Source organism: Saccharospirillum salsuginis, assembly GCF_014651855.1.
GTDB lineage: Bacteria > Pseudomonadota > Gammaproteobacteria > Pseudomonadales > Natronospirillaceae > Saccharospirillum > Saccharospirillum salsuginis.
This window is the reverse complement of record NZ_BMXR01000018.1, coordinates 14,632-39,815: the sequence shown is the minus strand read 5'-3', so window position 1 is coordinate 39,815 and position 25,184 is coordinate 14,632. Positions and strand designations below refer to the sequence as shown.

Sequence of the window (25,184 nt, the reverse complement as noted above, 5' to 3'; positions counted from 1 at the left end):
CCAGGGCCGAATAAGGCGTGACGTTCAATGTCGAATTAACGGCCGATTTGTCGCGGGTGGACGCATCATGATCAAGGTGCTCGTATTGCTACTGACCATTAGCCTGGCTCTTGTTTCGGGGGCGCGGTATCTCTTTATTTCCGAGAAAATCGCCATTGGGAAAGAGCAATTGTCGGCTGGTCAGAAGGATCTTGAAAAGGGGCAGTCCGCACTGGAGGAAGGCCAGACTAAATTGGATGCCGGCAAGAAAGACCTGTCTGATGGAAAGAAAGAGTATGAACAAGCCAGAAGCAATGTCTTTTTGGTGTTTATGGATGAGCTTTTGCAAAGTGGGAAAGGGTTTGAGGAGGGCAGAGAGGAGATTGCCGAAGGTGACAAGACAGTTGCCGAAGGGGAAAGGGCGGTTGACGCTGGAGAGAGAAAAGTTCAAGCCGGTGCGTTGGAAATGAAGGAGGGAAGGGAGTTGTTGAGTCTGGCCCATCGTGTGCGTGCTGCTTGTGCGATGAGTGCGATTTCGTTTACTGTGTTATCGATCATCTTGGGTTTTTATTGGAGGCGTTCTGTAATCGGAATGTTCAGGAAGTCAGACGTCTGACACGCTTCAAATGAGACCGGCGAACATGATGTTCAGTTTATGGATGCTATTAAATAAAGTGATTTCGACGAGACAGACGAACTGTAACGAGGTGGAAAATTAGTTTCGCAGAACATTGTGGTACTTAACGTTGTATAGCAGATATTGTTGGCCGATTTTACGTGAGCTTTGTTGGGAATTCATTCAACTAAATATATGGGAGTATGGTTAGAACATGGAAGCGATAAGAAACTATGTTCAATTAACTGAAAATATTGCGACGGCCGGACAGCCAAGGGCAGACCAGTTTGAGGTAATTGCTGATGCGGGATACCAGTACATAATAAACCTTGGAATGCCAAACCATCCCGATGCGGTCCAGGAAGAAGACAAGCTGATTTCTGAACTAGGGCTTGGTTATATACACATACCGGTAAAGTTCGACTCGCCGACGAAAGAGCAGGTACGTACATTTTGTAAAGTGCTGTCGGCTTTGAAAGATCAGAGAGTATTTATTCATTGCATCATGAATTTTCGCGTATCGGCTTTTATGTATCATTATTTATCCAAGATAGAGAGGAAGAGCGAGGTCAAGTCACGGTCAATTATGTTTGACCATTGGGATTTGGAGCCTGCATGGAAAAATCTCATGTCATGGTCTTCTCGTGAATTAGGTCTATCATGATTACATGTTGATGCTAAACTAAACTGTCATTGCGGGTTGTCTAGGGTTTTGATCTGATAAAGTAAGGTGTTTCTATGCGATTCTACGATCTTCTCTTGGCGAATTGGAGTTGCTCGTCGTAGGAGAAAAAGGGATGTATGGCACGGAGAATTTATTGAATCTATGAAATCAGATGGCGATTGGCTGAATCGGTGGCTTCCTGAACTAGAAAATAAGATCGTTCTGGAGCTCGGTTGTGGCGAAGGTATGGATACGGCTATTCTAGCCGATTATTCAGCAATTCTAATCGCCTGTGATTTAAACCCCAGATTCAAAGGGATTGTACATCCAAATACTGTTGTTGTGGATCATAGCAAACCCCTGCCATTTAAAACGGCTCAGTTTGATGTGGTTGTGGCGAGTTTGTGTCTTCACTATTTTAATTGGCAGGTCACCGAAGGTGCAGTGAATGAAATATCAAGAGTACTGAAGAGGTCGGGATTGCTTATTTGTCGCTTGAACTCCACCAATGACGTGAACTATGGAGCTTATGGCTATCCGGAGATCGACACCCATTTTTACAACGTAAATGGTGTTCCAAAAAGGTTCTTTGATTTATCTGACATCACAAGATTGTTTTCTGATAATTGGCAAATAATGGATCTTAAGGAACAATCTATTGATCGCTACGACAAGGAGAAACTCGTTTGGGAGGTTGGGGCTGTGCTGTGTTCCAGCGCGATTGACCGGAACTGGGGTGGATGAATTTCGGTTGGTACTCAAAATCTATGATTGGACCTGTCGAAAACGGTCCGCCGAATTCGACAATTGTGGTGTACCTTCTTCAGATCAGTCCTTTGATTGGAGAGGTATTACGTGCTGTATTGCCTGATGAGCCATCCACGAATTGAAGGAATCGACTATGACTCAATCTAAAACCCTGACCTGCGACTGTGGCCAGGTAACTTTGGATATTCAAAACAACCCCATTGTCAGCACAGAGTGCCTGTGTGCCGATTGCCAGGAGGCCGGAGCCCAGTTGCAGGCGTTGCCCGGTGCGAAACCTCTATTGGATCGCCATCGCGCCACGCGCTTTGTGCTGTATCGCAAAGATCGCGTCCAATGTACCCAGGGGCGGGATAGACTGCGCGAACACCGGCTGACTCCCCAATCCCCGACACGCCGGGTGGTGGCGGTTTGCTGCAATACGCCCATATTCCTGGAATTCGCAAAGGGTCATTGGTTGAGCCTCTATGGCAACCTGTGGCCAGCCGGAAGTTTGCCGGCGCTGGATCTTCGAACCATGACCCGCGATCGGCCTGAAGGCGTTGATCTTCCGGATGATGTGCCGAACCCACAGACCCACAACCTGTCTTTTATGGCCAGGCTTCTGTTCGCATGGGCAGCCATAGGGTTTCGGGCTCCGAAGATTGACTACGTACAGGGGGCTCTGAACAGGAAGGAATCGGGGCGATGATCGCCCCGAGGTCGGCCATCACGCTCGTTCGAGCATGACCGGTACCGGTCGGCACACGGTGTTGCAGACGGGCGAATGATCCTTGGCGAAATTCAGCAGGTCATCCAGTTCCTCGTCGCTGCAATCGGCGTCAATGTCCATCACAATGCGGATGCTCTCGTAGCCGACTTGGGCCTCGTCGTTCAAAGCCAACAACCCTTCCAGATTGATGTTCCCGGACAATCTGGTCGACAGCTTCCGGATGTTAATACCGCGGGCGGCTGCATGCAGTACGGTCGTGGTGGTTACACAGCCGGCCAGGGCATGCAGTAGAAATTCGACCGGATTAGCCCCTTCGTTATTGCCCAGAAGGACCGGAGGTTCTCCGTTGGTGAAGGTGAAATCCTCCGTCCGCGAGTCGTCTTCGGTGCCGGCACCGAAGAAACCGCGGATAGTCGACCGGTTTTCACCGCCATTGACCCATTGGTTGCTGGCCCGGAATTCAAACTGGGCGAGTGCGGGGTCGTTTTGCAGGGCTTCCACCGTCTTGGTCATCATCACCAGGTCGAGGCCATTGCGGGTTGGGAGGTGTGCTTGTGTGTTCATGCGTTTTTTACCTTTCAGTGTCGTTTAGTGAGTCTTCCCGTAGGTCGGGTCGGCGGCCTGTCTGGCGCCGGGTGCATACAATAAGTGTCCCGGATGCTTGCGGTTAGATGGGTTTTTGACAAAATAAGGGCATTCGTGCCACTAATTTGAGTGAGGGCTTCCCATGGGGCCAAAACGCATCAAAGTGCTGATCCTGGCCTTGCCAGAAACGGCCGGTTCGGCTCTATACGGTATGGTGGATGTTTTGATGGCGACCGGTAATCTCTGGCAGTCGCTGATGGGGGACGCCGTGCCGGACCGCCCTTTCGATGTCCGCATAGTGTCCATTCGACCCGGGCCCTTTCATTGCGGGCACGGTATACCGGTCGAACCCGCCTGTACCATTGAGGAAAACCCCGAAGCGGATCTGTTGATCCTGCCGGAGATCTGGCTGGGTCCGGTCGAAGACATCGGGGGGCGGTATGACGCGCTGATGGACTGGATCAAACGGTGTCATCAGTCGGGAATGGCCCTGTATTCAGCCTGTTCGGGGTCGGTATTGTTGGCCGAAACCGGAATACTGGATAACTGTGAGGCCACATCTCACTGGGGTTATGAGGAATTGTTCCGTACCCGATACCCCAAGGTGCGTTTTCGGCCTGAAACCAATCTTGTTTATGCCCATCCCTCCGGTCGGGTGGTCACGGCGGGCGGAACCACATCCTGGCACGATCTGGCGCTTCATATCATTGCCCGCTATGTCGGCATAGGCGAGGCACTACGCATTGCCAAAGTGTACTTGCTGAAATGGCATGGTGAGGGGCAGCTTCCGTTCGCCGGGTTGGTCAAGCGCACGCATCATGCGGACTCAGCGATACGTAAGTGTGAGGAGTGGTTGAAGGAAAACTACCGGGATCCATCCGCCATTGCGCGGTTGGTCGATGCGTCGTCACTGACGGAAAGAACGCTCAAACGGCGATTCAAGGCTGCCACTGGTTCTTCTTTGATCGAATACCTTCAGAATGTTCGAATCGAGGAAGCCAAGCGAGCCCTGGAGCATGGCAGTTTGTCGGTGGAGGAAGTCAGTTTGGCGGCGGGCTACGAAGATGTATCGTTTTTCCGGCGGTTGTTCAAACGTCTGACAGGGCTGACTCCTGGCGAATACAGGCGATTGTTTCGCCCTTTGCTGGAAGGATCGTCCCTTCCGGGCTAAATTCTGGCAACTCAGGCCGGGTTACTAAGGAGAGTAAATAATGAACGCTCCAGTCGCAGCCAAAACGGTTGCCCGATCTCTACTGCTAGTCGGCCTGGTTGTAGCAGGAGAATCGCTGACGATGGCCACTGCCGATGATTCAGTCTACCGTTCGCGTGCGGAAGTCGGAATTCTGGTGTCCAGTCTCGTCAAACCCAGCATCGGTTACTGGTGGGGACGAACAGGGCTTCGCGTATCCGGGATGCACTGGAACGAGGGTCATTACGAGTACCATGTGAATCTTGGCTATGCACTCTGGGACGCCAACAACATACAGCATGGCATTAACCTGTTGACGAGCTGGGTGGCGGGCAGTGACCCGGGAGCGGACTATCGATATGCGTCCACCGGCGTAGCCTACAGCATCAATTACAAAGGTTTTTTTGTCGAATTGGGCTTGGCCCATCCATGGCGAGACGAGTTGGGTAATCTGGAGAGAGAAACCGTTATTCCGTGCGGGTACTGGGGGTACCTCTACAGGTTCTGATTGACCAGAAAATGCTCATCCTGTCCTATCCCGGTCAGTGGCGCTTTGACATATTGCGCGCGCTGGATCACTTTCGGAACGCCGGCATCGGTTACGACAATTGGCTGCAGGATGCCCTGGACGTACTGATGGACAAACCAGCCCGTCGACCGGGCGGCTGGTGGCGTAGGACCAATCGCTTAGGTTATCATCACCCTCGAGACGGCTCACAAGGAGTCGATAAAACGCGGCGACATCGGTATCGGGGAAGACGGACCGTATTCGGCCACTTACTGAAGAGGGAGTTTTATGACAGCGGATTTCAATGCATGGCTGCAATCCATGCCGCCCTGGGCGGGGACCGTGGCAGGGTTCGTGGTCGCAGCACTCGCCGTCGTCATTCTGGTTCGGGTGATTCTTCCCTGGCGGCGCCTGTATGGAGATCGCCTGGTTCTGAAAGAGTACCCCTTGCTCGAATGGCCTTTGGGGCTCGTTCTGGTGGTATTCTCCGGGTACAGCTTTTATACCGACGCACCCGTGGCCTTGTGGCTTACGGCCGGCATTCCGGGGTTGGCCCTGATGGTGTATCCCGGAATCATCACCTGTACCGCCAATAAGCAGACCCGTGTTTTGATATTGGAAACTCGTTCGGTCTGGAAACATACAATAAAAGAGTTTCCCTTCGACGATATACGCTCCTTCCATATCGATCAGAATCACTCCGATTCAGGCAGCGAGGGTACGAGAAACACCTATCGTCTTGTTCTGGTGCTCAATAATCGTGAGCGTATACCGTTTCGATCAGGTTATACGTTCAAATCCCGTCTCTATAAAAAATGGATAAAGGCGTTGGAGTCGTATATCGAGCTGGATGAAGTCGAATCGCCTCAGGCCCGCGCGAGGCGATTAATGGGCTTTTGAGGTTCATCCACGGTTCAGGACGAACAGTATTGGCCTTTCCCAATCTCTGATATTCTTTCGACATACCTTCAACAGCCGTTTCAACCGCCGAATGAATCACCCCCTCAATCATAGCCACCGACACCGCAGGGACATCATGAAGGTGTTGCTCTGGATCACGATGATCGCGGCCACCGTCTATGGCGTTATCAATTTTACCCGGGGGGTTTGGGTGTTGGGGTCGCTTGAATTCGCTTATGCGGCTTTTTCGTTCGTAATTTACAGAATCATCGATTCCACACCCAGGGTGCAACGCTGGATATTGGCCTATCTGGTGCCGTTGCTGTTGTTGATCACCTATGCACTGTATCTACCGAATACGTCGGATACGATGTTCTCCTGGATTCTGATCACGCCCGTTATCCTGTATTTGTTGTTGGGCAGTCGGGTGGGGAAGTGGTTCTCGATTGCATTTGTGACGATCAACATTATCGTTTACCAGCTGCGGTTTTTCACGGGTGATTATACTTCGCTGCACAATGCCGGAATCTACAATGTCCTGATCAGCAGCATCACCATTACCGTCTTCGCCCATCTCTACGAACGCAATCGGGAGAAAACCGAAGCCCGGCTTATTGAATTGGCCGGAACCGACCCATTGACGGGGCTGCCCAACCGCATGAAATTGACTGACGATTTCGATTACGTCCGGGCCCAGGCGGACCGCCGGGATTCACCGGTGGCGGTAGCGATGATCGACCTCGACCATTTCAAAGGCATTAACGACCGTTACGGCCATGGCGTTGGTGACCGGGCGCTGGTGCATGCGGCGGAGATTATTCGAAACGGCACGCGCGAGGTGGATTTGAACGCCCGCCTGGGCGGAGAGGAATTCACTCTGGTCATGCCGAATGCGTCGGCCGGCGAAGGCAAGGAGATCGTCGATCGGCTCCGTCAAACGTTTCTGGATACTCCTATGCCGGTCGGAAACAACACAGTCACTCTGACATTCAGTGCGGGCATCTCGGAATACAATGTGGACGGGGTCGACCTGGAAACCCTGATCATGGTCGCCGATCGCCGTCTCTATATCGCCAAGAACAGCGGCCGCAACCGGGTGGAGGATCATGGATAACACTGGCGCCGTAGGGCCGCAACACATTATGAGGATGGCACTGGTATGAAGCTCGGGTTCTGGAGCGCTGTCTGGGTGACCCTGTTGATCGGTTCCGTTGAGGCGGACACCCTGAAACCCTTCACCACGGACGGCTGCAGTGCCTTTCCGGACGGTACGCCGCGGCAGCAATCCCTGTGGCTCGACTGCTGCATCCAGCACGATCTGGCCTACTGGATGGGCGGTACCTATGACGAACGCCTGTCGGCGGACCGTGAACTGCGGGCCTGCGTTGCCGATATCGGCGAACCTGAAATCGCCGAACTGATGCTGGCGGGAGTCCGGGTCGGTGGTTCGCCTTATTTCCCGACCTTCTATCGCTGGGGCTATGGCTGGTCGTATCTGCGAGGATATGAACCCTTGACGGATTCGGAGCTCGATCAGGTTCGTCAGCGCCTGCGGGATATGCGCCGCGTGATTGATCGTCTGGAAGAACACCTCGCACGTTGAGGATTCGGCTCTATCCTTTCGTGACTTCCAGCATGGCGATTCCCGATAGCCACCCGGGTATGCTCAGTGACAGGGTTTGGATGTCGATCATCCATCCGTCGGCTTGACCCACATCAATGGCGCCGCAGTGACGGGACCTACAATGGACGATGCCCGCCCTGGGTTTATCTCTCGTGGCGGGGGTTGGTCGTCGAATGCAAACGGAACGCAAAAGCATACACGGAGCCTGTCATGCAAAACGTAGAAGATCTTCTGAAAACATCCATGGGCGAGATCGAGCGCATGCTCAACACCAAAACGGTGGTGGGCGAGCCGATCACGATTGAAGGCAGCACGCTGATTCCCCTGGTCAGTGTAGGGTTCGGATTCGGCGCCGGTGGTGGATCCGGCACCATGAAATCCGGCGATGCCGGTGAAGGCTCCGGCATGGGTACCGGAGGCGGTGGCGGCGTCAAGCCGATTGCACTGGTCATCATCGACAAGGACGGTGTGCGCATGGAGCCGATCAAGGGAGCGGCCACTTCGGTGCTTGAGAAAGTGGCGGAGGTTATCGGCAAGACGGCACGCAAGGGCGGTAACGACAGCTCCGACTGAGGCCTTCCCGTGTTTCTGGTCTGGACGCTCCTGTCGCTCCTTCTGCTGATGGTTCTGTTGTTGGCCGTACCGCTCGAGTGGGGTTTTCAGGTGCGATTGGGGGAAAATCACCGATCGGCCGAAAGTCGGATAGTCTGGCTGTTCGGGCTGGTCCGGTTCCGTTTGAATAACGGAACCGGGGGGCGGAACAAGCCCAAGCCGCCCAGGAGACCTCGGACTCCCAAACCGAAACGACGTCGCGGTTCTCCAATGGCGGTGGTGTCGGTCGACGGGTTCATCGGGCGGGTGTTGACCCTGGCCCGTCGCGTGTTGGGCGCTATTCACATTCAGCAACTGGACATACAGGGCCGAATGGGGCTGGGCGATCCGGCGGACACGGGGCGGCTCTGGTCCGTGGTCGGCCCCGTCACAGCCATTCTGGCTTCGCCACGGGTTACCCGAATTCACTTTGAGCCGGATTTCTCCGATCCGGTTCTGGACCTTCAAGGCAATGGACGTATTCGCCTGGTTCCGCTGCGATTGATCGGCCTGGTGCTCGGTTTTCTGTTGTCGCCCACAACGGTTCGTGCCTTCATGGCCATGAGGAGCGGATCGTGACCGGTCAACTTCAACTCGGCCAACCCATTCGAACGATGGGAATGACGCTGATTCCGATCGGGCATCTTCAGATCGAACACTCGGAACACACGGGAGCCTTTTGGTTCCATGGCAGCCTGGACCCGGTTGCCCTCGTGATTCAGGGGCCGGAGGGCGTGATCGCTCGGGATGTCGAAGGGCGGGAGCTGTGCCTGCAATCCCTGATCGAACGGCTTCCGGAACTGGCCAGCCGGCTTGAGCCGGACCCGAATCGGGATTGATGGACCACCGCGCGGAGCGTGCTATTCTGCCATCCCCAATTCCACGTTCGGAGCATTCAAGGTATGGCGAAAGACGATCTGCACCCGGCCACTCTGGCGGCCCAGGCCCTGGGCACTATCGACGAGAGCACCCAGGCGCTGGTGCCGCCGGTCTATCCGTCTTCGACCTATCAACGCGCGGCGGACAACAGCTACCCGACCGGAAACGTCTATTCCCGACCGGACAACCCGACCTATAAACCCGTCGAGCAATTATTGGCCAAACTTGAAGGCGGCGAAGACGCGCTCCTGTTTGCTTCCGGCATGGCGGCGGCCGTGGCTGTTTTCCAAACCCTGAAGCCCGGTGATCACATCGTGGCGCCGACGGTGATGTACTGGTCGTTGCGAAACTGGCTGAAAAGCTTCGCCGCGCAATTTCGGATCGGTCTGGATCTGGTCGATATGAGCGAACCGGATGCCGTGGCCGCAGCCATTCAACCGGGTACAACGAAACTGGTCTGGCTGGAAACACCGGCCAATCCGATGTGGTCGATCTCGGATATCCAGGCCATAAGCCGACTGGCGCATGAAGCCGGCGCGCGGGTTGCGGTCGACTCCACCGTCGCGACACCCGTACTGACCCAGCCCCTGGCGCTCGGAGCGGACCTGGTGATGCATTCGGCGACCAAATACCTGAACGGTCATTCCGACCTGATCGCCGGAGCTTTGGTCACGGCGAAAACCGACGACCATTGGCAGGCCCTGGTCAAACAGCGTGCCCAGGGTGGGGCGGTACTGGGGCCGTTCGAAGCGGCGATGTTGCTGCGCGGTATGCGAACGCTGCACGTGCGGGTGTGTGCCAGCAGTGCGACCGCCTTGTTGTTGGCTGAAGCACTGGAACGGCATCCGGCTGTCGAAGCGGTGTTGTATCCCGGCCTGGCCTCATTCCCCGACCACGAACTGGCCCGAAAACAGATGCAAGGCGGGTTCGGTGGCATGCTGTCGATTCGGGTCAAAGGGGGCGCTCGGGCGGCCATTGACGCCGCCGCCCGACTCAGTGTCTGGAAACGGGCCACATCGCTCGGTGGCGTCGAGAGTCTGGTGGAGCATCGCGCCAGCATCGAAGGGGAGGGGACGCCCGTGCCGGACAATTTGTTACGCCTGTCGGTCGGTCTCGAAGCGTTCGAGGATCTCTGGGAAGACCTGGATCAGGCACTCGGTCGGGTCGGCTAGGTTGCGTCGCTCTCGGGGCGAACCCAGGTTTCCACGGTTGTCCCGATAAAGGTGCTTTCCAGCGCCCGGTCCAGAGCCTCGATGCTGTCCTGAACCGGCGGCAGGAGCATGGAATCGGGGAAGGTCTTGGTGGCGCGGATCGCCTTGAGGACCTCGTACATCGTGATCTTGGCGAGGGGACGGGTCGGACGCAATCCATTGTCTTCGGTCCGTTCCAGTATGCGGTAGTGGATGAGCCTTTGGATCAGGCGATCCATGATGTCCGGGTCCAGGCCAAGCTCGCTGGAGAGGGTCTGCGGGCTGTCCGACGGTTCGCCCCGATCGAAATCCTGGCACACCCGGTACACCAGCATCAGGCCTACGGTCTCGTCGGTTTCGGCGCCGGGCGAGGTGCGGCGACGATTCACGATCTGTCCCGCGTTTTGGCTGTGGTAGGCCACATTGGCGCCGATCAGGAGGATCAGCCAGGCCAGATAGATCCACACCAGTACCAGGACGCCCACGGCGAAACCCGAATAGATGGCCGTAAAGCGGGCCGATCCAACCACGAAAACCGTGAACACGTAACCGACCGACTGCCAGATCGTACCGGCCACGAAGCCCCCGATCAGCGCATGGCGGACCCGCACCCGGGTGTTCGGTATGAATACATACAGGAAGGTAAACAGCAGGATGATAAAACCGTAAGGCGCCAGGCTGGTGATGGCCGAGACCAGCCAGCCGAGCGGGGCCGACTCGATGAACTGGGTCACCGGTTCGGAACCGATCAACGTGGCGGTGGCACCCAAAGCTGAGAAGGCCAGCAAAGGACCGACCAGTATGACCGAGAGGTAATTGCTGAAGCGTTGCGCCAATGGACGCGCCTGACTGACGCGCCAGGCTTCGTTGAACGCCCGCTCGACTTTCTGCACCAGTGAAATCACGGTATAGACCAAAAGGCCGAGACCCACGGCACCCAAGACACCCACCCGGACATTGTCGACAAAGGTCATCACGTTGGCCGTGATTTCCTCACTGCGCTCGCCAAGCGGCGCCAGCAGCAGGTTGCGCAGCACCGGTTCCAACTGGTTATGGACTCCGAAGCCTTTCAGAACCGAAAAACTCAACGCCAGAAACGGCACGATGGAGAGCAGGGTGGTGTACACCAGGCTCATGGCGTGCAAATTGGTCTGGCCCTTTCCCAGCTCTCCAATCACGGCGTAGAGCACCCGACACAGCCGCAGGGCGACCCGCTCATACCAGGGCTTTGTCTTGGGGTCGGTTTGCCAGAGCCAGTATTTGGCGTGTTGAATCAGGGGTTGGTCGTTGAGGAAGTTCACCGTGGACCGGTCCTTGGAGAAAGCCTGACGGCAGTATCACAAGAAACCGGCCCGGTGTTAAGGCTACTCGTCGTACCCGAGTGTCGGGCGCAACCAGCGCTCGGCGGTTTCGAGGTCCCAGCCCTTGCGTTCGGCGTAGTCCTCGACCTGGTCTTTATCGATCTTGCCCAGGCCGAAGTAGCGCGCTTCGGGGTGAGCGAAATACCAGCCGCTGACCGATGACGCCGGCATCATGGCGAAGCTGTCGGTCAGACGGGCGCCGGTTTCGTTTTCGGCGTCCAGCAGCTCGAACAGCGTGGCTTTTTCGCTGTGCTCGGGACAGGCCGGGTACCCGGGAGCGGGACGGATGCCCTGGTATTTCTCGGCGATCAGGGCGTCGTTGTCGAGGTGTTCGTCTCGGGCGTAGCCCCAGAACTCCTTGCGCACCCGCTCGTGCAGTACTTCGGCGAAGGCTTCGGCGAAACGGTCGGCCAGGGCCTTGACCAGAATGGCGTTGTAGTCGTCGTGATTGGCCTCGTACGACTTGGCCAGTTCCTCGGCGCCCAGGCAACTGACCACGAACGCTCCCATATAATCCTGCGCGGTTGACGTCTTCGGCGCGACGAAGTCGGCCAGGGAACGGTAGGCACGGCCGGCCGGACGTTCGGCCTGCTGGCGCAGGTGATTCAAATGGGCGATGACCTCGGTGCGATCGTCGTCCGCGTAGAGTTCGGTAACGTCGCGTTCGATACCGGCGGCGGGGTAGAACCCGATGACGCCGTCGCAACGCAGCGACTTGTTGGCGATGATCTCATCCAGCATGGCGAGGGCATCGTTGTACAGCTTGGTCGCTTCCTCTCCGACGGTGTCGTCGCTGAGAATGCGCGGGTATTTGCCGTGCAGTTCCCAGGTTTTGAAGAAGGGCGTCCAGTCGAACCGTTCGCGAATCTCTTCCAGCGGATAGTCGCGGAAGACCTTTTTGCCGAGGAAGGTCGGCTTCACCGGCTTGTAATTGTCCCAATCCGGTACGAAGGCGTTTTCCCGGGCCAATTCCAGCGAACTAAAGGCTTTCTTGCCGCGTTTGCGGGCATTGGCCTCGCGCACGTCCTGATACTCGTTGAGCAGGGCGTTGACGAAATGATCGCGTCCGCCGGAGAGCAGGCTACTGACCACCGGGACGGACTTGGAGGCATCCAGCACGTGCACGACCGGGGACTCGTATTGCGGTTCGATTTTCACCGCCGTGTGCACCTTGGAGGTGGTCGCACCCCCGATCAGCAACGGTTGCGTCATGCCGCGTTTTTGCATCATCTGGGCCACGGTGACCATCTCGTCCAGGGACGGCGTAATCAGCCCGGACAGGCCGATGATATCGGCGTTGTGTTTTTCCGCTGCATCCAGAATGTCTTCGGACGGCACCATGACACCGAGGTCGATGACTTCGTAGTTGTTGCACGACAACACCACACCGACGATGTTCTTGCCGATGTCGTGCACGTCGCCCTTGACCGTCGCCATGATCACCACGCCGTTGTTCTCGGACTCGGTACCCGACAGTCGCTTTTCCTCTTCAATATACGGCAACAGATAGGCCACGGCCTTTTTCATGACCCGCGCGCTTTTCACCACCTGGGGCAGGAACATCTTGCCGGCGCCGAACAGGTCGCCGACCACGTTCATGCCTTCCATCAGGGGGCCTTCGATCACCTCGATGGGCTTGTCGGCTTTTTGCCGCGCCTCTTCGGTGTCTTCCTCGATGTATTCGGTAATGCCTTTGACCAGCGCATGGGTAATGCGCGACTGAAGATCCAGTTCGCGCCATTTGAGCTTGTCGGTGTCCTTTTCCGTGGCGGTCAGGCCCTTCACCGATTCGGCGAATTCGACCAGCCGTTCGGCGGCATCCGAGCGACGATTCAGGATGACATCCTCGATGTGTTCGAGCAGGTCTTTGGGGATGTCGTCGTAGATGGTCAGCATGCCGGCGTTGACAATAGCCATGTCCATGCCGTGTTGAATGGCGTGGTACAGGAATACCGAATGCATCGCCTCGCGCACGGTGTTGTTGCCCCGGAAGGAGAACGACACATTGGACAGGCCGCCGGATACCTTGGCACCCGGCAGGTTGTCCTTGATCCATTTCGTGGCCCTGAAGAAATCCAGGCAATAATTGTCGTGTTCGGGAATGCCGGTGGCGACCGGAAAGATGTTCGGGTCGAACACGATGTCCTGCGCCGGGAAATGCACCCGGTTGACCAGGATGTCGTAGGAACGCTGACAGATCTCGATGCGGCGTTCATAGGTGTCCGCTTGACCTTTTTCGTCGAACGCCATAACGACCACGGCCGCGCCGTACATCTTGATGCGTCTGGCCTGCTTGATGAAGGCTTCCTCGCCTTCCTTCAGCGAAATCGAGTTGACGATGGCCTTGCCCTGGACGCATTTGAGACCCGCTTCGATGATCTCCCATTTGGAGGAGTCGATCATGAACGGCACGCGGGCCACATCCGGCTCGGAAGCCAACAGGTTCAGGTAGCGTTTCATCGCGGCGACGCCGTCGAGCATGGCATCGTCCATATTGACGTCAATGATCTGGGCGCCGTCCTCGACCTGGGCGCGGGCGACATCGACGGCTTCTTCGTAATTTTCTTCCTGGATCAGGCGGGCGAACTTCTTCGAACCGGTAACGTTGGAGCGTTCGCCGACGTTCACGAAGCCGGTAGTGTCGTTGACAACCAGCGGTTCGAGACCGCTCAGAACCATATCGGGCAGGCGATTAGCCGGCATGGGCAGCCTCCGTGACAGCGTGGGGCAGGTTGCGGGGGGAATACTGGTCGGCCAGTTCTTTCAGCGCCTTGATGTGTGCAGGAGTGGTTCCGCAGCAACCGCCGATGATGTTGACGTGCCCTTCGGACAGGAAGGGGCGAACGTACTCGGCCATCTGTTCCGGCGTCTGATCGTATTCGCCGAACTCGTTCGGCAGACCAGCGTTCGGGTGGGCCGAGACATAGCAACTGGCGTTTTTATCGAGCGCGATGATGTGCGGCAGCATTTCATCCGCCCCCAGCGCGCAGTTCAGGCCGATGCTGAACAGTTCGCCGTGCATCAGGGAGATCCAGAACGCTTCCGGGGTCTGGCCGGACAGGGTGCGGCCGCTGGCGTCGGTGATGGTGCCGGAGACCATCAGCGGTGTATCCAGCCCGCGTTCCTCTTTGATTTCCAGCACCGCGAAGACCGCGGCCTTGGCATTCAGCGTATCGAACACGGTCTCGACCATGATGACGTCGACGCCACCGTCGAGCAGGGCTTCAGCGGCCTGTTTGTAGGCGGCGACCAGGTCGTCGAAACTGACCAGGCGTTTGCCGGGGTCGTTCACATCGGGCGAGATGGACGCGGTGCGGTTGGTCGGGCCCAGGCAACCGATGACGAAACGGGGTTGGTCGGGTGTTTTCTCGGTCCACCGGTCGGCACTGCGTCGGGCGCATTGGGCGGCGGCGTAGTTGATGTCGTAGACCGCCGCTTCCAATCCGTAGTCCGCCTGGGCGATGGTGGTGCCGCTGAAGGCGTTGGTGCAGGCGAAATCGCAGCCGATTTCGAAGAACGAATCGTGGATTTCCTCGATGATGTCGGGCCGGGTAATGGACAACAGATCGTTGTTGCCTTTCAGCGGGTGCGGATGATCCTCGAAATGGCCTTTGCGGAAATCGGCCTCCTCCAGCGGGTAGCTCTGGATGGAGGTGCCCATGGCGCCATCGAGCACCATAACGCGGCGTTTGAGGATGTCGTGGAGTTGGTCTGCGACAGAGCGGGTCATAATGATGTCCGGTGGTCGGGTTCGTTTACAACGGGCAGGCACGGCTGCCTCTCATTACGTATTGACTATGAAACCGTAAAATGGCTCTGATTTCAATCTATATCAAAATTTTTTGATATAGTGATTATACCGTTATCTGGCTCGGTGCGTCTGGTCCTTCGGCATTGAATTCCCCGGGGAGAGACCCATTTGTATAACCAACTAAAATACTCAGGTATTCAGTCCGGCGTGGTTTTCCGTTAAAATGCCGCCGATTCAATATTAAGACGACCACGGAGTCTGTGGATGGACATTCAAATGAACATCACCGAGTCGGCCCAGGACTATCTGGCCGGCCTGCTGTCCAAACAAAGCGCGGAAGGGGTGGCGGTACGCATGTTCGTCACCCAGCCGGGTACCAAATACGCCGAAACCTGCCTGGCCTACTGTCGTCCGGGCGAGGAAAAAGAGAACGATGAGATTCTGGAACTGGCGAAGTTCCGGGTCTACCTGGAAAAAAACAGCCTGCCGTACCTGGATGAAGCCGTCATCGACTTCGCTCAGGACAAGATGGGCGGTCAACTGACCATCAAGGCACCGAACGCCAAGATGCCGAAAGTGACAGCCGACAGTCCGCTCGAAGACCAGATCAACTACGTTCTGTTCACCGAGATCAATCCCGGTCTGGCGTCGCACGGTGGTGAAGTCAGCCTTGAGGAGTTGACCGACGAAAACGTCGCCGTGTTGCGGTTCGGTGGCGGGTGCCAGGGCTGTGCGGCCGTGGACATCACGCTGAAGAACGGCGTGGAAGCGACCTTGCTCGAGAAAGTGCCGCAGTTGAAGGGTATTCGGGACGTGACTGACCATACCGTGACCGAGAACGCCTACTATCAGGCATGATGGGGCGGGTTGGTGTGTTGGATTACGCCCTTCGGGCTAATCCAACCTACTTAAACCCATTAACCAACGCTTCGTAGGCTTCTCGGATTCTCCGGAACTCCTCCGGGTCGCCGCCCTTGTCGGGGTGATGTTCGCTCGCCAACTGCCGGTAGCGCGCTTTTATCGCGGGCATATCGGCGTTGTCATCCAGTCCCAGTTCCGCCAGGGCCTCGGGCGCCTGCTGATCGCCCAACAGTCGCTTCCAGAAACCGTCCAGCAATGACTGCACCGAGTCCGTGTTCTCCCGGCCCAGGTTATCCCAATCCAGATAGTAGTCTTTCAGCGAGCGATCCACGCTCAATTGTTGCTCGCCTCGTTCGACCACCGGTCGTTTGACGATGCGCAGGGCATTGATGTCGAGCACGCCTTCGCCGGCTTGCCACCAGTCGTCCTGTAAGCGATACAGGATATGCATCAGCACAAAGTGGTGCTGGAACAGCAGCAACGGGTCGCGCAGGTCGGGTTTGGGGAAAACATCGGGGTAGTGCTTGTCGAGCTGTTGCATCAGCTCGAATTCCGACAGCCCACCCGGATGACGGCCGATCAGATCGGCGACGGCATCGAGCAGGCGGGGTGGCAGGTTCAGATGCTTCATGGTCGGATCGGGGTGTCGTCTCGCAGTGTCAGGCTCAGTTCGTGATGATCGCCGGGTTCGACGGTGCGGGCGTCGCGGTCGACGTTGGCGGTTTCCAGGCACACCATGCGGGTATAGTCGTCGTTCCTGAAGTTGGACAGCCGGCGACTTTTTTCGACCCAGGGATTCCAGACGATCAGGGAGTGGCTGCCGGTCCGTTCCAGAAGAATGGCACGATCCGGTCCGTCTGTCAGTCGAATCGGGCGGTTGTTGTCGAGGATGATGCGGTCGATTTCCCGGTCGAACCGGAAGTCTTCCGGCCAGTGGGTTCGCTCGCCGGTCAGCTTGTCGAGACAGGGTGACCCGGCGAGACCCGTCACCTCGGCCGAAGCGAGTGTGTGGACCGGCAAGTAGGTATGCAGCGCCTGGCTGACAGTGAAAGCCCGGTTGTCGAGATTGTGAGTCACCAGGCGTTGGGTCAGGGTCGCACCGATCCCGACGATCATTTCAACCCGGGCGCGATAGGGGAAAGCCGGATGATCGCCGCTTGTATCCAGGGCCAGTCTCAGCTGGGTTTGGTTCGGCTGGTCCGACAGGATTTCCCACTGCCACTCCCGATTCCGCACCAGTCCATGGGCGGGCGCGTCGGGATCGGTGGGATGGGCACCAAACCAGGGCCAACAGACCGGGGCGCCGCCACGAATGGCTTTGCCGGCCTGGTAGTCCTCGTCTTCGGACACCCACAGCAAATCTCGTCCACCCTGGGGTACGAAAGAGGTGATATGGGCGCCCTGGGTGTACAACACGGCCGTTGCGGCCTGATTGCGAACGGTCAGGCGGGTCAGGCCACCTGGGTTCGATGCTTCGGTCAGAGTCGGGTGGTCAGTCACCGGGCTGAATCTCCACAGAGGGTTGAAAGCGCGCCAGCATACGGTTCCGGGCGCTGACTGGCCAGTCGTCGGGCACGATGAACCAGTGGCGCGGCCGGTCATCCCCGGCGGGTGCGCCGAGGAACTGGCCCGGCAACGGGTGTTTAATGGGGGCGGGCGTCCTGTCGAGTTCCGGGCTCAACCAATCCGCCTTGCTGATCCAGTGCCCATCGAATTCGCGGGCGTTGAATTCGCTGAGTGTCAGCCAATGGCCGATCGAAGCGTCGGCCGCGACGATGGGGGTTTTGAATGCCGCTCTTTCGCGATGAAACAGACGGCCGGTCACCCAGGCTTCGGACCGGTCGGGACGCGGGAGATCCGCTGGCCAGGCGTTGTGTCGACGAGCCAGATCGGGCAGACGCAGCTGGTGGTCGAGCATGCGGTCGTGTTTGATGGCCAGGAAGTCGCGCTGGCCGGGACCAATCCACAGATGATCCGGCTCCGGGTCTGTCTCTTCCGGTTCCAGTTTCAGGTAAAACTTGAGCGCCAGTTCCAGATGCAGGATTCGGTTGGCGCGGTGATCACGCAGCAGCAGGTCCAGTTCACCCAGGGTTCTTCCATCGCCATGGATGACCCGGTTTCGGGCCAGAAGGGTGAAATCGGGCGAATGCTCGAGCAGGGCCGTGGCCAGGGCTTCGAAATAGGCACCCAACCGGCCGTGTCGCAGGGCAATCAGGGTGTCGAGCCGTTCGGCGGGAATGCGCTCCGGCAACGCAGGCGTACAGGCCTGGCCGGGATGCCAGCGCAGGGTGGGGCTCGAGAGCAGCGACGGTGCGGTCATCAACCAGTCCAGATCCCGTCTGATCCGTTCCACGTCGTTTTCGTTCACGCCCCCGCCTTCTGGTATGCTTGCTGTCCCGAGACGATAACCGAAGCCGGATAGATGACAAAACCGCCACACCCGGAAACATTCGAGAAGATCGGCATTCTGGGCCGACTGGACAGCGACAGCGTGGTCCATTCCGTCCAGCGCCTGACTCAATTACTGGCCGAGCACGACCGGCCTTTCAGCGTCGACGAACCCCTTGCCGAGGCCATTCCCGGGCTGCGCTGCAATCGAAAGAGCCGGGACGAAATCGGCGACTGGGCCGACCTGATCATCGTCGTTGGCGGTGACGGCACTCTGCTGGGCGCGGCACGGGACCTGGCACCGTTCGAGAAGCCGCTGCTGGGCATTAACCGGGGGCGATTGGGGTTCCTGACCGACATCATGCCGTTTGAGATGGAAGACCGGGTACTGGAAGTGCTGAACGGTCACTACGTCATCGAGGATCGCTTCCTGCTCGAGGCCAAGGTCAAACGCGACGGTCAAATGATCTCGACCGGCCGGGCGCTGAACGATGTCGTGCTGCATCCGGGCCAATCGATCCGGATGATCGAATTCGAGCTGTACATCAATAACCAGTTTGTCTACAGCCAGCGCTCGGACGGCCTGATCATCTCGACTCCGACCGGCTCCACCGCCTATGCGTTGTCCGCGGGCGGGCCCTTGGTGCACCCGGGTTTGAATACCATGATCCTGGTCCCCATGTTCCCTCACAGCTTGAACAATCGGCCCCTGGTCGTCGGCGCCGATGCGCAGCTGCGCATCCACGTCGGCCCCGAGAACGCCACCAAGCCGCAAGTCAGTTGTGACGCCCAGAATCACATGCCCATCGAGGCGAATGACGAGTTGTGGGTGTGCCAGTATCCGCACAAGTTGCACCTGTTGCACCCTGCGGACCACAACTATTATGAGATTTGCCGCACGAAACTGGGCTGGGGAAGCAAACTGGAAGGGTCCTGAGGCTGATTATTCGTAGGGCAGAAGTGGTCCGACACATCGGGCGCAGTGATTTCTGCCGTGGCGGCGTGGCCAGCTTTAATTACCTCAAGTTTCGGAGTTCGCTGAACTGACTAGCGGCGGATTCCGGGGATACCCCTGTGGGGTAGTCCGCAGCAGGGACTAAAACGCCAGGAGCGTTTTAGCATGAGCGAAGCGAGCCCGAAGGGTGAATCCCAGGGATGGGATTCATATCCTGCGGTCTAGGCTCCATGGATGGATTTACGCCGACCCCACAGGGGTATCCCCGGTAGCCGACGCGGGCCATTGCCTCACGGCCAGCTCGAACAAGGAAACTTGAGTTACTACCAAGTTTGGTTTACACGAGGGTTTTGCCCTCCAGGCAGATAACGGCCTTTGGCCTCTTCTGCCCTACAATCCGGGGGTGGTAGACTCCCGGAATGATTGCACCGAGGAAGTTTGAATGAATTTCGATGAACTGGCGGCCAGTTTGACGCCGGACATGTACAGCCGGCTGAAAGAGTCGGTTGAATTGGGCAAGTGGCCGAACGGTGTGGCCCTGACCCGTGAGCAGAAAGCCCTCTGCCTGGAGGCGCTGTTGAAGTACGAAGTCAGCCAGGGCATTCCGGAGGATCAGCGCATCGGGTATGTCCCCGTGCCCGAGAAACCTGAAAACCAGACCGATGATACCCAGATTCTGCACCTTCGGGATGATGGGGAGACGCTGCAATGAACCTGGAACTCTTCGCCTCGGACGAGACCACCGAGACCGCCCGTGGCACCCTGGACAAGATGGTGGTCGAGCCGGAATCGCCGGTGCGCTACCGCTTGGAGCTGGGCGACGAACGTGTCGATATGAACGCCCGTATCGGTCAACCGATCCGTCTGGAATACACCGGCCACATTTACTGCGTATATTGCGGCAAGGAAACCAACAAGAGCTTCGGTCAGGGCTACTGCTACGAGCACTTTATGTCACTGGCCCAGTGCGACTCCTGCATGATGAGCCCCGAGAAATGCCACTTCGACCAGGGGACCTGCCGCGAGCCGGAGTGGGGCGAGGCCACCTGCATGCAATCCCATTACGTCTATCTGGCCAACGCCAGTGGCATCAAGGTCGGCATCACCCGCGGCGGACAGATTCCGACCCGCTGGATCGATCAGGGCGCGACCCAGGGCATGGCCATCGCCCGGGTGACCTCGCGCCTGCTGGCCGGTCTGATCGAAGTCGTGTTCAAGCAGCACGTCGCCGACAAAACCAACTGGCGCACCATGCTCAAGGGCACGGCCGAGGAACTGGACCTGCCGGCGATTCGCGACCGTTTGTTCCGTGAGTGCGAGCCGGAACTGAACGACATCATCGAAAAATACGGCATCCAGGCTGTTCAACTGCTGAGCCATGGCGATGTCCATTCGTTTACCTTTCCCGTCGAACGCTACCCCGAGAAAGTCAGCAGCCTCAATCTGGATAAACACCCCGTCGTGGAAGGCACACTGCTCGGCATCAAGGGGCAGTACTGGATACTCGACACCGGCGTGATCAATATCCGCCGTCACACCGGCTATGAAGTCATTCTGAGCTAGGCGCCGCGGCGGGCTACCCGCCTGCCGTGAGCGACCGATACCGGGCGACCATCTACGTCCCAACACCATCTCCCCAAAAGGGCAACAAGGCGAAACCTCAATGAGAACTCAGGACCCGAAAACCATTTATCTGAAGGATTACCAGGAACCGGCTTTCTGGGTGGAGCACATCGATCTGACGGTGCGCATATTCGAGACGCACACCGATGTGGAATCCCATCTGACATTGAAGAAGAACCCGAACATCGCCAGCCGCGACCTGGTCCTCAATGGCGTCGACCAGGACATCATCGAACTGGCGCTGGATGGTCAGCCACTGACGCAGAGCGATTACCGTCGTGACGAGGAATCCCTGACGCTGACTTGTGATCGCGACGACGCGCGTTTCTCCTCATTGACGCGCATTCGCCCACAGGACAATACCTCCTTGGAGGGGTTGTATCAGTCCGGCAGCATGTATTGCACCCAGTGCGAAGCCGAAGGCTTTCGCAAGATCACCTTTTACCCGGACCGGCCCGATGTGATGGCCACGTTCACCACCCGCATCGAAGCGGACCAGACGCGTTTCCCGGTCCTGCTGGCCAATGGCAACCCGGTCGATTCCGGTGAACTGGATGAAGGGCGTCACTTCGCCACCTGGAACGATCCGTTTCCGAAACCCAGCTACCTGTTCGCCATGGTGGCCGGCAATCTTTCGCGCAAGGACGACACCTTCACCACCCGCAGCGGTCGCGAGGTTGCGTTGCGCATTTTTGTCGAACCGCAGAACGCCCACAAGGTCGACTTCGCGCTGGAATCGCTGAAAAAAGCCATGCGCTGGGACGAAGACACCTATGGCCGCGAGTACGACCTCGACCTGTTCATGATCGTCGCCTCCGATTACTTCAACATGGGCGCGATGGAGAACAAGGGGCTCAATATCTTCAACAGCGCGGCGGTTCTGGCGACTCCCGATACCTCGAACGACCTGCGTTTCGAGCGCATCGAAGCCATTGTCGCGCACGAGTATTTCCACAACTGGAGTGGCAACCGTGTCACTTGCCGCGACTGGTTCCAGCTGTCGTTGAAGGAAGGCTTCACCGTCTTCCGCGACAGCGAATTCACCGCCGACATGCACGACCGGGCGGTCAAACGCATTCACGACGTCGTCGACTTGCGCGCGGCCCAGTTTCCGGAAGACAACGGACCCATGGCGCATCCGGTACGGCCGGATTCGTACATCGAGATCAACAACTTCTACACCGCCACCGTCTATGAAAAAGGCGCCGAGGTGGTGCGCATGATCCATACCCTGGTCGGCCCCGAGCTGTTCCGCAAAGGGTCCGATCTCTACTTCGAACGCTTCGACGGCCAGGCGGTCACCACGGACGATTTCGTCGCCTGCATGGAAGAGGTCAGCGGCCGCGACCTGACTCAATTCAAGCGCTGGTACACCCAGGCCGGTACCCCGCGGGTTACGGTAACGGACCATTTCGACAGCGACACCGGCGAATACCGGCTCACCTTTCGCCAAAGCTGCCCGCCAACGCCCGGGCAACGCGAGAAGGACTCCTTCGTCATCCCGATCAAGATGGGACTGCTCGATGCCGACGGTAACGACCTGCCGATCAGGACCGACGCCGACTACAACCCCGACACTCAGGTACTGACCCTGACCGACACCGAAACCCGGGTCGTTTTTTCCGGGGTAAACGAAAAACCGATTCCCAGCCTGCTTCGGGATTTCTCGGCACCGGTGCGCTTGCAGTTCGACTACAGCGACGAGCAACTGGCATTCCTGGCGAAAAACGACGCCAATGGCTTCAACCGCTGGGATGCCGTTCAGCAACTCTATCTTCGGGCCATTCTGGGTATGTCCGAAGACGAGCGCATGGGCAAAAACGCCCAGGTCCCCTCGGCGCTGCTGGACACCGTCGCCTCCATCGCCGGTGATACCGAGCTGACTCCGGCCATACGGACCGCCATGCTGAGCCTGCCGGGCTACGCCATCCTGAAGGATGCGGTGGATGAGATTTACATGGAGAACCTGGTCGCGGCCCGCAAGGCCGTCATCAACGCCATCGCCACCCGCTACCGCGACATCTGGCGGTCCCTGACCGAAGGATTGGCGGGACGGGGTGACTACGAGTTCACCGCCGCCGAGGCCGGTCGTCGCAGCCTGCAAGGGCTGGCGCTATGGTACTGGTTGAAGTCCGGCGATCAGGCCGCGTTCGACTTCGCCGCCGATCTGTACCATCACGCCGGCAACCAGACCGACCGTGGCAATGCCCTGCGTGCCGTTCTGGCGGGTGAAGACCACGCGCTGCAGGACGAACTGCTGGAGCATTTCTACGAGCGCTGGCAGGACGATACCCAGATGGTGGAGCAGTGGCTGTCGATGCAGTCCTCGGCCCCCAACATCGGCGCGGCGGACATCGAAAACCTGATGGAGCATCAGGCGTTCGACATCAAGAACCCGAACAAGGTGCGCAGCGTTATCGCCGGCTTCGCCATGAACGTCGAATCGTTTCATGACGAGACGGGGCAGGGGTATGAGCTGGTGGCGGACATGATCGGGCGTCTGAACGGCATCAACCCCCAGATCGCCGCCCGTCTGGTCACCATCTTCTCGGACTGGAAGCGCTTCGAGCCCAAACGCCGGGCCATGATGGAGTCCACACTGAAGACCATCCTGGCCACGCCGAACCTGTCGCCCGACGTGTTTGAAATGACGGAGCGAGCTTTAAAAGGCTAACTGCTTGAAATCAAACAAAAAAGTATTGACAGGTCGGGGAGGGGCGGTAGAATACGCCCCACTTTCGACGCTCAACGAGCGCCGGAACCTATCTAAAGGGTAAAAAGGTAGATAGGTAAGAAGTTAGACAGGTAAGAAGTTAGATAGATAAAAAGGGGCTATAGCTCAGCTGGGAGAGCGCCTGCATGGCATGCAGGAGGTCTGCGGTTCGATCCCGCATAGCTCCACCAAACATCAAAAAAACCGGCCTTCTGGCCGGTTTTTTCGTTTTACCCGCAGTGAATCCGCCACAAGAACACCCTGCCTATGAGTTCAGTTCGGAAAGTTCCCGAGTGAACAGCGGCGGTTCGAGGACGACTTCGATTCGACGGTTTTCACGGCGACTTTCGGCATCCACTTCCGGCACCAGTGGCCGGGTATCGGCCAGACCCGTAGCCTTGAGGCGATCGGGCGCGACACCGTAGTCGATCAGTTCGCGAACCGCCGCGCTGGCGCGTGCGGAGCTGAGCTCCCAGTTGGTCGGGTAGGTTTCCTTCACCTCGGACACCACCGGTCGCGAGTCGCTGTGACCGAGAACAGCGATGGTGTAATCCGGGAAACTGTCGATGGCCCGGGCGACCTCGGCGAGCGCGGTCTCGGCGCGTTCGTTCAGCACCGCCGAACCGGTCTCGAACAATATCCGTTCCGGCAGCTTGATCACCGTGGTGCCGTTGTCGAGCTGTTGGATCAGGGCCTGCTTCTCATCGCCCAGCGCATCCAGCTGTTGCTGCAGTTCGGTCAGGGCAGCCTGTTCACGGTTGAGGCGGTTTTCCAGGGTGTCGACCTGGTTTTTCTGGTTGCGCAAGGCGGTCTGGGCCGCTTCGATATTGGTGGCGTACAGATTCAATTGTTGCCGCAAGGCGGCGTTCTGGCTTTCCGCCCGCTCCAGCCGGGTGGCCAGTCGGTCCCGTTCTTCCCGCAGGGTATCTTTCGTGTCCTCCAGTTCACCCATGCGCTTCAGGCGCTCCCGTGCCGCTTCGAGCCGGGCCTGGGTGTTCTGCTGGGTCTCGACCAGACGTTGGTAGTCCGCTGTCACCGACGCCAGCTCGGTGCGCAATTCCTCGGCGACCTCGGCCAGACTGCCTTGTTGCTCGTTGAAGGTGTCGAGGGAGGTCCGCAGCGACCGGGTCCGCTCTTCCAGCTGCGACAGCCGGTTTTGCAGGCGGTCGTTGTCGGCTTTGAGTCGTTCGACTTCCTCTGTGGCTGTCGCCAGGTCCTCGGTAAGCCGTTCGTTGTCCAGCCAGAACAGGCCGGTGCCTATGGCCAGCAGGAAGGCCAGGGTGGCACTCAAAATCAGCGGGAAGGGTTGTCGGGTCGCGGTCATGAAATC

General features: G+C 58.0%; 24 protein-coding genes, 1 tRNA gene and 1 pseudogene. 19 read left to right on the top strand and 7 right to left on the bottom strand.

Going from position 1 to position 25,184, the window contains the following annotated elements:
- The first annotated feature begins 67 nt into the window (after positions 1 to 67).
- The 4 genes from IE111_RS23285 to IE111_RS23270 all read left to right on the top strand — a co-directional run bounded on the left by IE111_RS23285 (position 68) and on the right by IE111_RS23270 (position 2,715).
- The gene (locus IE111_RS23285; protein WP_189613460.1) at positions 68 to 595 is read left to right on the top strand and encodes a hypothetical protein; all 528 of its coding nucleotides are present in this window, start codon (positions 68 to 70) and stop codon (positions 593 to 595) included.
- Between the two features lie 214 nt (positions 596 to 809).
- Positions 810 to 1,259, top strand: coding sequence for a protein tyrosine phosphatase family protein (locus IE111_RS23280; RefSeq protein ID WP_189613458.1), 450 nt, complete (start codon positions 810 to 812; stop codon positions 1,257 to 1,259).
- Between the two features lie 162 nt (positions 1,260 to 1,421).
- The gene (locus IE111_RS23275) at positions 1,422 to 2,003 is read left to right on the top strand and encodes a class I SAM-dependent methyltransferase (protein WP_189613455.1); all 582 of its coding nucleotides are present in this window, start codon (positions 1,422 to 1,424) and stop codon (positions 2,001 to 2,003) included.
- Positions 2,004 to 2,160: 157 nt separating this feature from the next.
- Positions 2,161 to 2,715: a GFA family protein gene (locus IE111_RS23270; protein ID WP_189613453.1), complete on the top strand. Its 555-nt coding sequence runs from the start codon at positions 2,161 to 2,163 to the stop codon at positions 2,713 to 2,715.
- Positions 2,716 to 2,733: 18 nt separating this feature from the next.
- On the opposite strand, the gene IE111_RS23265 is transcribed toward IE111_RS23270, so the two are convergent.
- Positions 2,734 to 3,300 (bottom strand): OsmC family protein, encoded by a 567-nt coding sequence (locus IE111_RS23265; protein ID WP_189613451.1) that lies wholly within the window; start codon positions 3,298 to 3,300, stop codon positions 2,734 to 2,736.
- Positions 3,301 to 3,463: 163 nt separating this feature from the next.
- Between IE111_RS23265 and IE111_RS23260 the strand changes: the two genes are divergently transcribed.
- The 9 genes from IE111_RS23260 to IE111_RS23220 all read left to right on the top strand — a co-directional run bounded on the left by IE111_RS23260 (position 3,464) and on the right by IE111_RS23220 (position 10,184).
- Entirely contained in the window at positions 3,464 to 4,492 is a 1,029-nt protein-coding gene (locus tag IE111_RS23260) for a GlxA family transcriptional regulator (protein WP_189613449.1), read from the top strand.
- A 121-nt stretch (positions 4,493 to 4,613) separates the two neighbouring features.
- A complete protein-coding gene (locus tag IE111_RS23255; protein ID WP_189613447.1) occupies positions 4,614 to 5,018 on the top strand; it encodes a hypothetical protein in 405 nt (134 codons plus the stop codon).
- 288 nt (positions 5,019 to 5,306) lie between these two features.
- The gene (locus tag IE111_RS23250) at positions 5,307 to 5,918 is read left to right on the top strand and encodes a hypothetical protein (protein WP_189613445.1); all 612 of its coding nucleotides are present in this window, start codon (positions 5,307 to 5,309) and stop codon (positions 5,916 to 5,918) included.
- Positions 5,919 to 6,009: 91 nt separating this feature from the next.
- Positions 6,010 to 7,032 carry a GGDEF domain-containing protein gene (locus IE111_RS23245; RefSeq protein WP_373300970.1) on the top strand — a complete coding sequence of 341 codons (1,023 nt, stop codon included), beginning with the start codon at positions 6,010 to 6,012 and terminating at the stop codon, positions 7,030 to 7,032.
- A gap of 45 nt (positions 7,033 to 7,077) precedes the next feature.
- The gene (locus tag IE111_RS23240; protein ID WP_189613441.1) at positions 7,078 to 7,521 is read left to right on the top strand and encodes an FAD-binding oxidoreductase; all 444 of its coding nucleotides are present in this window, start codon (positions 7,078 to 7,080) and stop codon (positions 7,519 to 7,521) included.
- Positions 7,522 to 7,752: 231 nt separating this feature from the next.
- Positions 7,753 to 8,115 (top strand): GerW family sporulation protein, encoded by a 363-nt coding sequence (locus tag IE111_RS23235; protein ID WP_189613439.1) that lies wholly within the window; start codon positions 7,753 to 7,755, stop codon positions 8,113 to 8,115.
- A 249-nt stretch (positions 8,116 to 8,364) separates the two neighbouring features.
- Complete coding sequence (locus tag IE111_RS23230) at positions 8,365 to 8,712, top strand: DUF2953 domain-containing protein (protein WP_189613436.1); 348 nt, start codon at positions 8,365 to 8,367, stop codon at positions 8,710 to 8,712.
- Entirely contained in the window at positions 8,709 to 8,972 is a 264-nt protein-coding gene (locus IE111_RS23225; RefSeq protein WP_189613434.1) for a hypothetical protein, read from the top strand. Before IE111_RS23230 ends, IE111_RS23225 begins: the two co-directional genes overlap by 4 nt.
- Before the next feature lie 63 nt (positions 8,973 to 9,035).
- On the top strand, positions 9,036 to 10,184 hold the full coding sequence (locus tag IE111_RS23220) for a trans-sulfuration enzyme family protein (RefSeq protein WP_189613432.1): 1,149 nt from the start codon (positions 9,036 to 9,038) through the stop codon (positions 10,182 to 10,184).
- On the opposite strand, the gene IE111_RS23215 is transcribed toward IE111_RS23220, so the two are convergent.
- Together IE111_RS23215 and metH are read right to left on the bottom strand one after the other, a co-directional pair.
- Positions 10,181 to 11,503 carry a YihY/virulence factor BrkB family protein gene (locus IE111_RS23215; protein ID WP_189613430.1) on the bottom strand — a complete coding sequence of 441 codons (1,323 nt, stop codon included), beginning with the start codon at positions 11,501 to 11,503 and terminating at the stop codon, positions 10,181 to 10,183. The genes IE111_RS23220 and IE111_RS23215 overlap by 4 nt on opposite strands.
- Before the next feature lie 63 nt (positions 11,504 to 11,566).
- Positions 11,567 to 15,293 (bottom strand): annotated as a pseudogene (gene metH, locus IE111_RS23210) (methionine synthase).
- 285 nt (positions 15,294 to 15,578) lie between these two features.
- On the opposite strand from metH, the gene nfuA reads away from it, so the two are divergent.
- A complete protein-coding gene (gene nfuA, locus IE111_RS23200; RefSeq protein ID WP_189613423.1) occupies positions 15,579 to 16,172 on the top strand; it encodes a Fe-S biogenesis protein NfuA in 594 nt (197 codons plus the stop codon).
- A 46-nt stretch (positions 16,173 to 16,218) separates the two neighbouring features.
- On the opposite strand, the gene IE111_RS23195 is transcribed toward nfuA, so the two are convergent.
- From IE111_RS23195 to IE111_RS23185, 3 genes are read right to left on the bottom strand one after another with little or no spacing between them, the layout of a single operon-like run.
- Complete coding sequence (locus IE111_RS23195) at positions 16,219 to 16,806, bottom strand: DNA-J related domain-containing protein (protein WP_189613421.1); 588 nt, start codon at positions 16,804 to 16,806, stop codon at positions 16,219 to 16,221.
- Positions 16,803 to 17,675, bottom strand: coding sequence for a D-hexose-6-phosphate mutarotase (locus IE111_RS23190; protein ID WP_189613420.1), 873 nt, complete (start codon positions 17,673 to 17,675; stop codon positions 16,803 to 16,805). The genes IE111_RS23195 and IE111_RS23190 overlap by 4 nt, the downstream gene beginning before the upstream one ends.
- Positions 17,668 to 18,528 carry a DUF1853 family protein gene (locus IE111_RS23185; RefSeq protein WP_189613418.1) on the bottom strand — a complete coding sequence of 287 codons (861 nt, stop codon included), beginning with the start codon at positions 18,526 to 18,528 and terminating at the stop codon, positions 17,668 to 17,670. Before IE111_RS23185 ends, IE111_RS23190 begins: the two co-directional genes overlap by 8 nt.
- A gap of 69 nt (positions 18,529 to 18,597) precedes the next feature.
- Here IE111_RS23185 and IE111_RS23180 point away from each other — a divergent pair, with 69 nt between their 5' ends.
- The 5 genes from IE111_RS23180 (at position 18,598) to IE111_RS23160 (ending at position 24,045) form a co-directional block, all read left to right on the top strand.
- A complete protein-coding gene (locus IE111_RS23180; RefSeq protein WP_189613416.1) occupies positions 18,598 to 19,500 on the top strand; it encodes an NAD(+) kinase in 903 nt (300 codons plus the stop codon).
- A 460-nt stretch (positions 19,501 to 19,960) separates the two neighbouring features.
- Positions 19,961 to 20,230, top strand: a complete 270-nt coding sequence (locus IE111_RS23175) for a YeaC family protein (RefSeq protein ID WP_189613414.1) — start codon at positions 19,961 to 19,963, stop codon at positions 20,228 to 20,230.
- Positions 20,227 to 21,081 carry a DUF2797 domain-containing protein gene (locus tag IE111_RS23170; protein ID WP_189613412.1) on the top strand — a complete coding sequence of 285 codons (855 nt, stop codon included), beginning with the start codon at positions 20,227 to 20,229 and terminating at the stop codon, positions 21,079 to 21,081. Before IE111_RS23175 ends, IE111_RS23170 begins: the two co-directional genes overlap by 4 nt.
- Before the next feature lie 100 nt (positions 21,082 to 21,181).
- On the top strand, positions 21,182 to 23,815 hold the full coding sequence (gene pepN / locus IE111_RS23165; RefSeq protein ID WP_189613410.1) for an aminopeptidase N: 2,634 nt from the start codon (positions 21,182 to 21,184) through the stop codon (positions 23,813 to 23,815).
- A gap of 154 nt (positions 23,816 to 23,969) precedes the next feature.
- Positions 23,970 to 24,045, top strand: a tRNA-Ala gene (locus tag IE111_RS23160).
- A gap of 74 nt (positions 24,046 to 24,119) precedes the next feature.
- On the opposite strand, the gene IE111_RS23155 is transcribed toward IE111_RS23160, so the two are convergent.
- Positions 24,120 to 25,178 carry an OmpA family protein gene (locus IE111_RS23155; RefSeq protein ID WP_189613408.1) on the bottom strand — a complete coding sequence of 353 codons (1,059 nt, stop codon included), beginning with the start codon at positions 25,176 to 25,178 and terminating at the stop codon, positions 24,120 to 24,122.
- Positions 25,179 to 25,184 lie beyond the last annotated feature (6 nt).

Coding starts and splice junctions, on each gene's coding strand:
- IE111_RS23230 (WP_189613436.1), top strand. CDS start 8,365: ATGGCGGTGGTGTCGGTCGACGGGTTCATCGGGCGGGTGTTGACCCTG.
- pepN (WP_189613410.1), top strand. CDS start 21,182: ATGAGAACTCAGGACCCGAAAACCATTTATCTGAAGGATTACCAGGAA.
- IE111_RS23195 (WP_189613421.1), bottom strand. CDS start 16,806: ATGAAGCATCTGAACCTGCCACCCCGCCTGCTCGATGCCGTCGCCGAT.
- IE111_RS23270 (WP_189613453.1), top strand. CDS start 2,161: ATGACTCAATCTAAAACCCTGACCTGCGACTGTGGCCAGGTAACTTTG.
- nfuA (WP_189613423.1), top strand. CDS start 15,579: ATGGACATTCAAATGAACATCACCGAGTCGGCCCAGGACTATCTGGCC.
- IE111_RS23220 (WP_189613432.1), top strand. CDS start 9,036: ATGGCGAAAGACGATCTGCACCCGGCCACTCTGGCGGCCCAGGCCCTG.
- IE111_RS23260 (WP_189613449.1), top strand. CDS start 3,464: ATGGGGCCAAAACGCATCAAAGTGCTGATCCTGGCCTTGCCAGAAACG.
- IE111_RS23175 (WP_189613414.1), top strand. CDS start 19,961: ATGAATTTCGATGAACTGGCGGCCAGTTTGACGCCGGACATGTACAGC.
- IE111_RS23285 (WP_189613460.1), top strand. CDS start 68: ATGATCAAGGTGCTCGTATTGCTACTGACCATTAGCCTGGCTCTTGTT.
- IE111_RS23245 (WP_373300970.1), top strand. CDS start 6,010: ATGAATCACCCCCTCAATCATAGCCACCGACACCGCAGGGACATCATG.
- IE111_RS23275 (WP_189613455.1), top strand. CDS start 1,422: ATGAAATCAGATGGCGATTGGCTGAATCGGTGGCTTCCTGAACTAGAA.
- IE111_RS23280 (WP_189613458.1), top strand. CDS start 810: ATGGAAGCGATAAGAAACTATGTTCAATTAACTGAAAATATTGCGACG.
- IE111_RS23255 (WP_189613447.1), top strand. CDS start 4,614: ATGGCCACTGCCGATGATTCAGTCTACCGTTCGCGTGCGGAAGTCGGA.
- IE111_RS23155 (WP_189613408.1), bottom strand. CDS start 25,178: ATGACCGCGACCCGACAACCCTTCCCGCTGATTTTGAGTGCCACCCTG.
- IE111_RS23170 (WP_189613412.1), top strand. CDS start 20,227: ATGAACCTGGAACTCTTCGCCTCGGACGAGACCACCGAGACCGCCCGT.
- IE111_RS23265 (WP_189613451.1), bottom strand. CDS start 3,300: ATGAACACACAAGCACACCTCCCAACCCGCAATGGCCTCGACCTGGTG.
- IE111_RS23240 (WP_189613441.1), top strand. CDS start 7,078: ATGAAGCTCGGGTTCTGGAGCGCTGTCTGGGTGACCCTGTTGATCGGT.
- IE111_RS23235 (WP_189613439.1), top strand. CDS start 7,753: ATGCAAAACGTAGAAGATCTTCTGAAAACATCCATGGGCGAGATCGAG.
- IE111_RS23250 (WP_189613445.1), top strand. CDS start 5,307: ATGACAGCGGATTTCAATGCATGGCTGCAATCCATGCCGCCCTGGGCG.
- IE111_RS23180 (WP_189613416.1), top strand. CDS start 18,598: ATGACAAAACCGCCACACCCGGAAACATTCGAGAAGATCGGCATTCTG.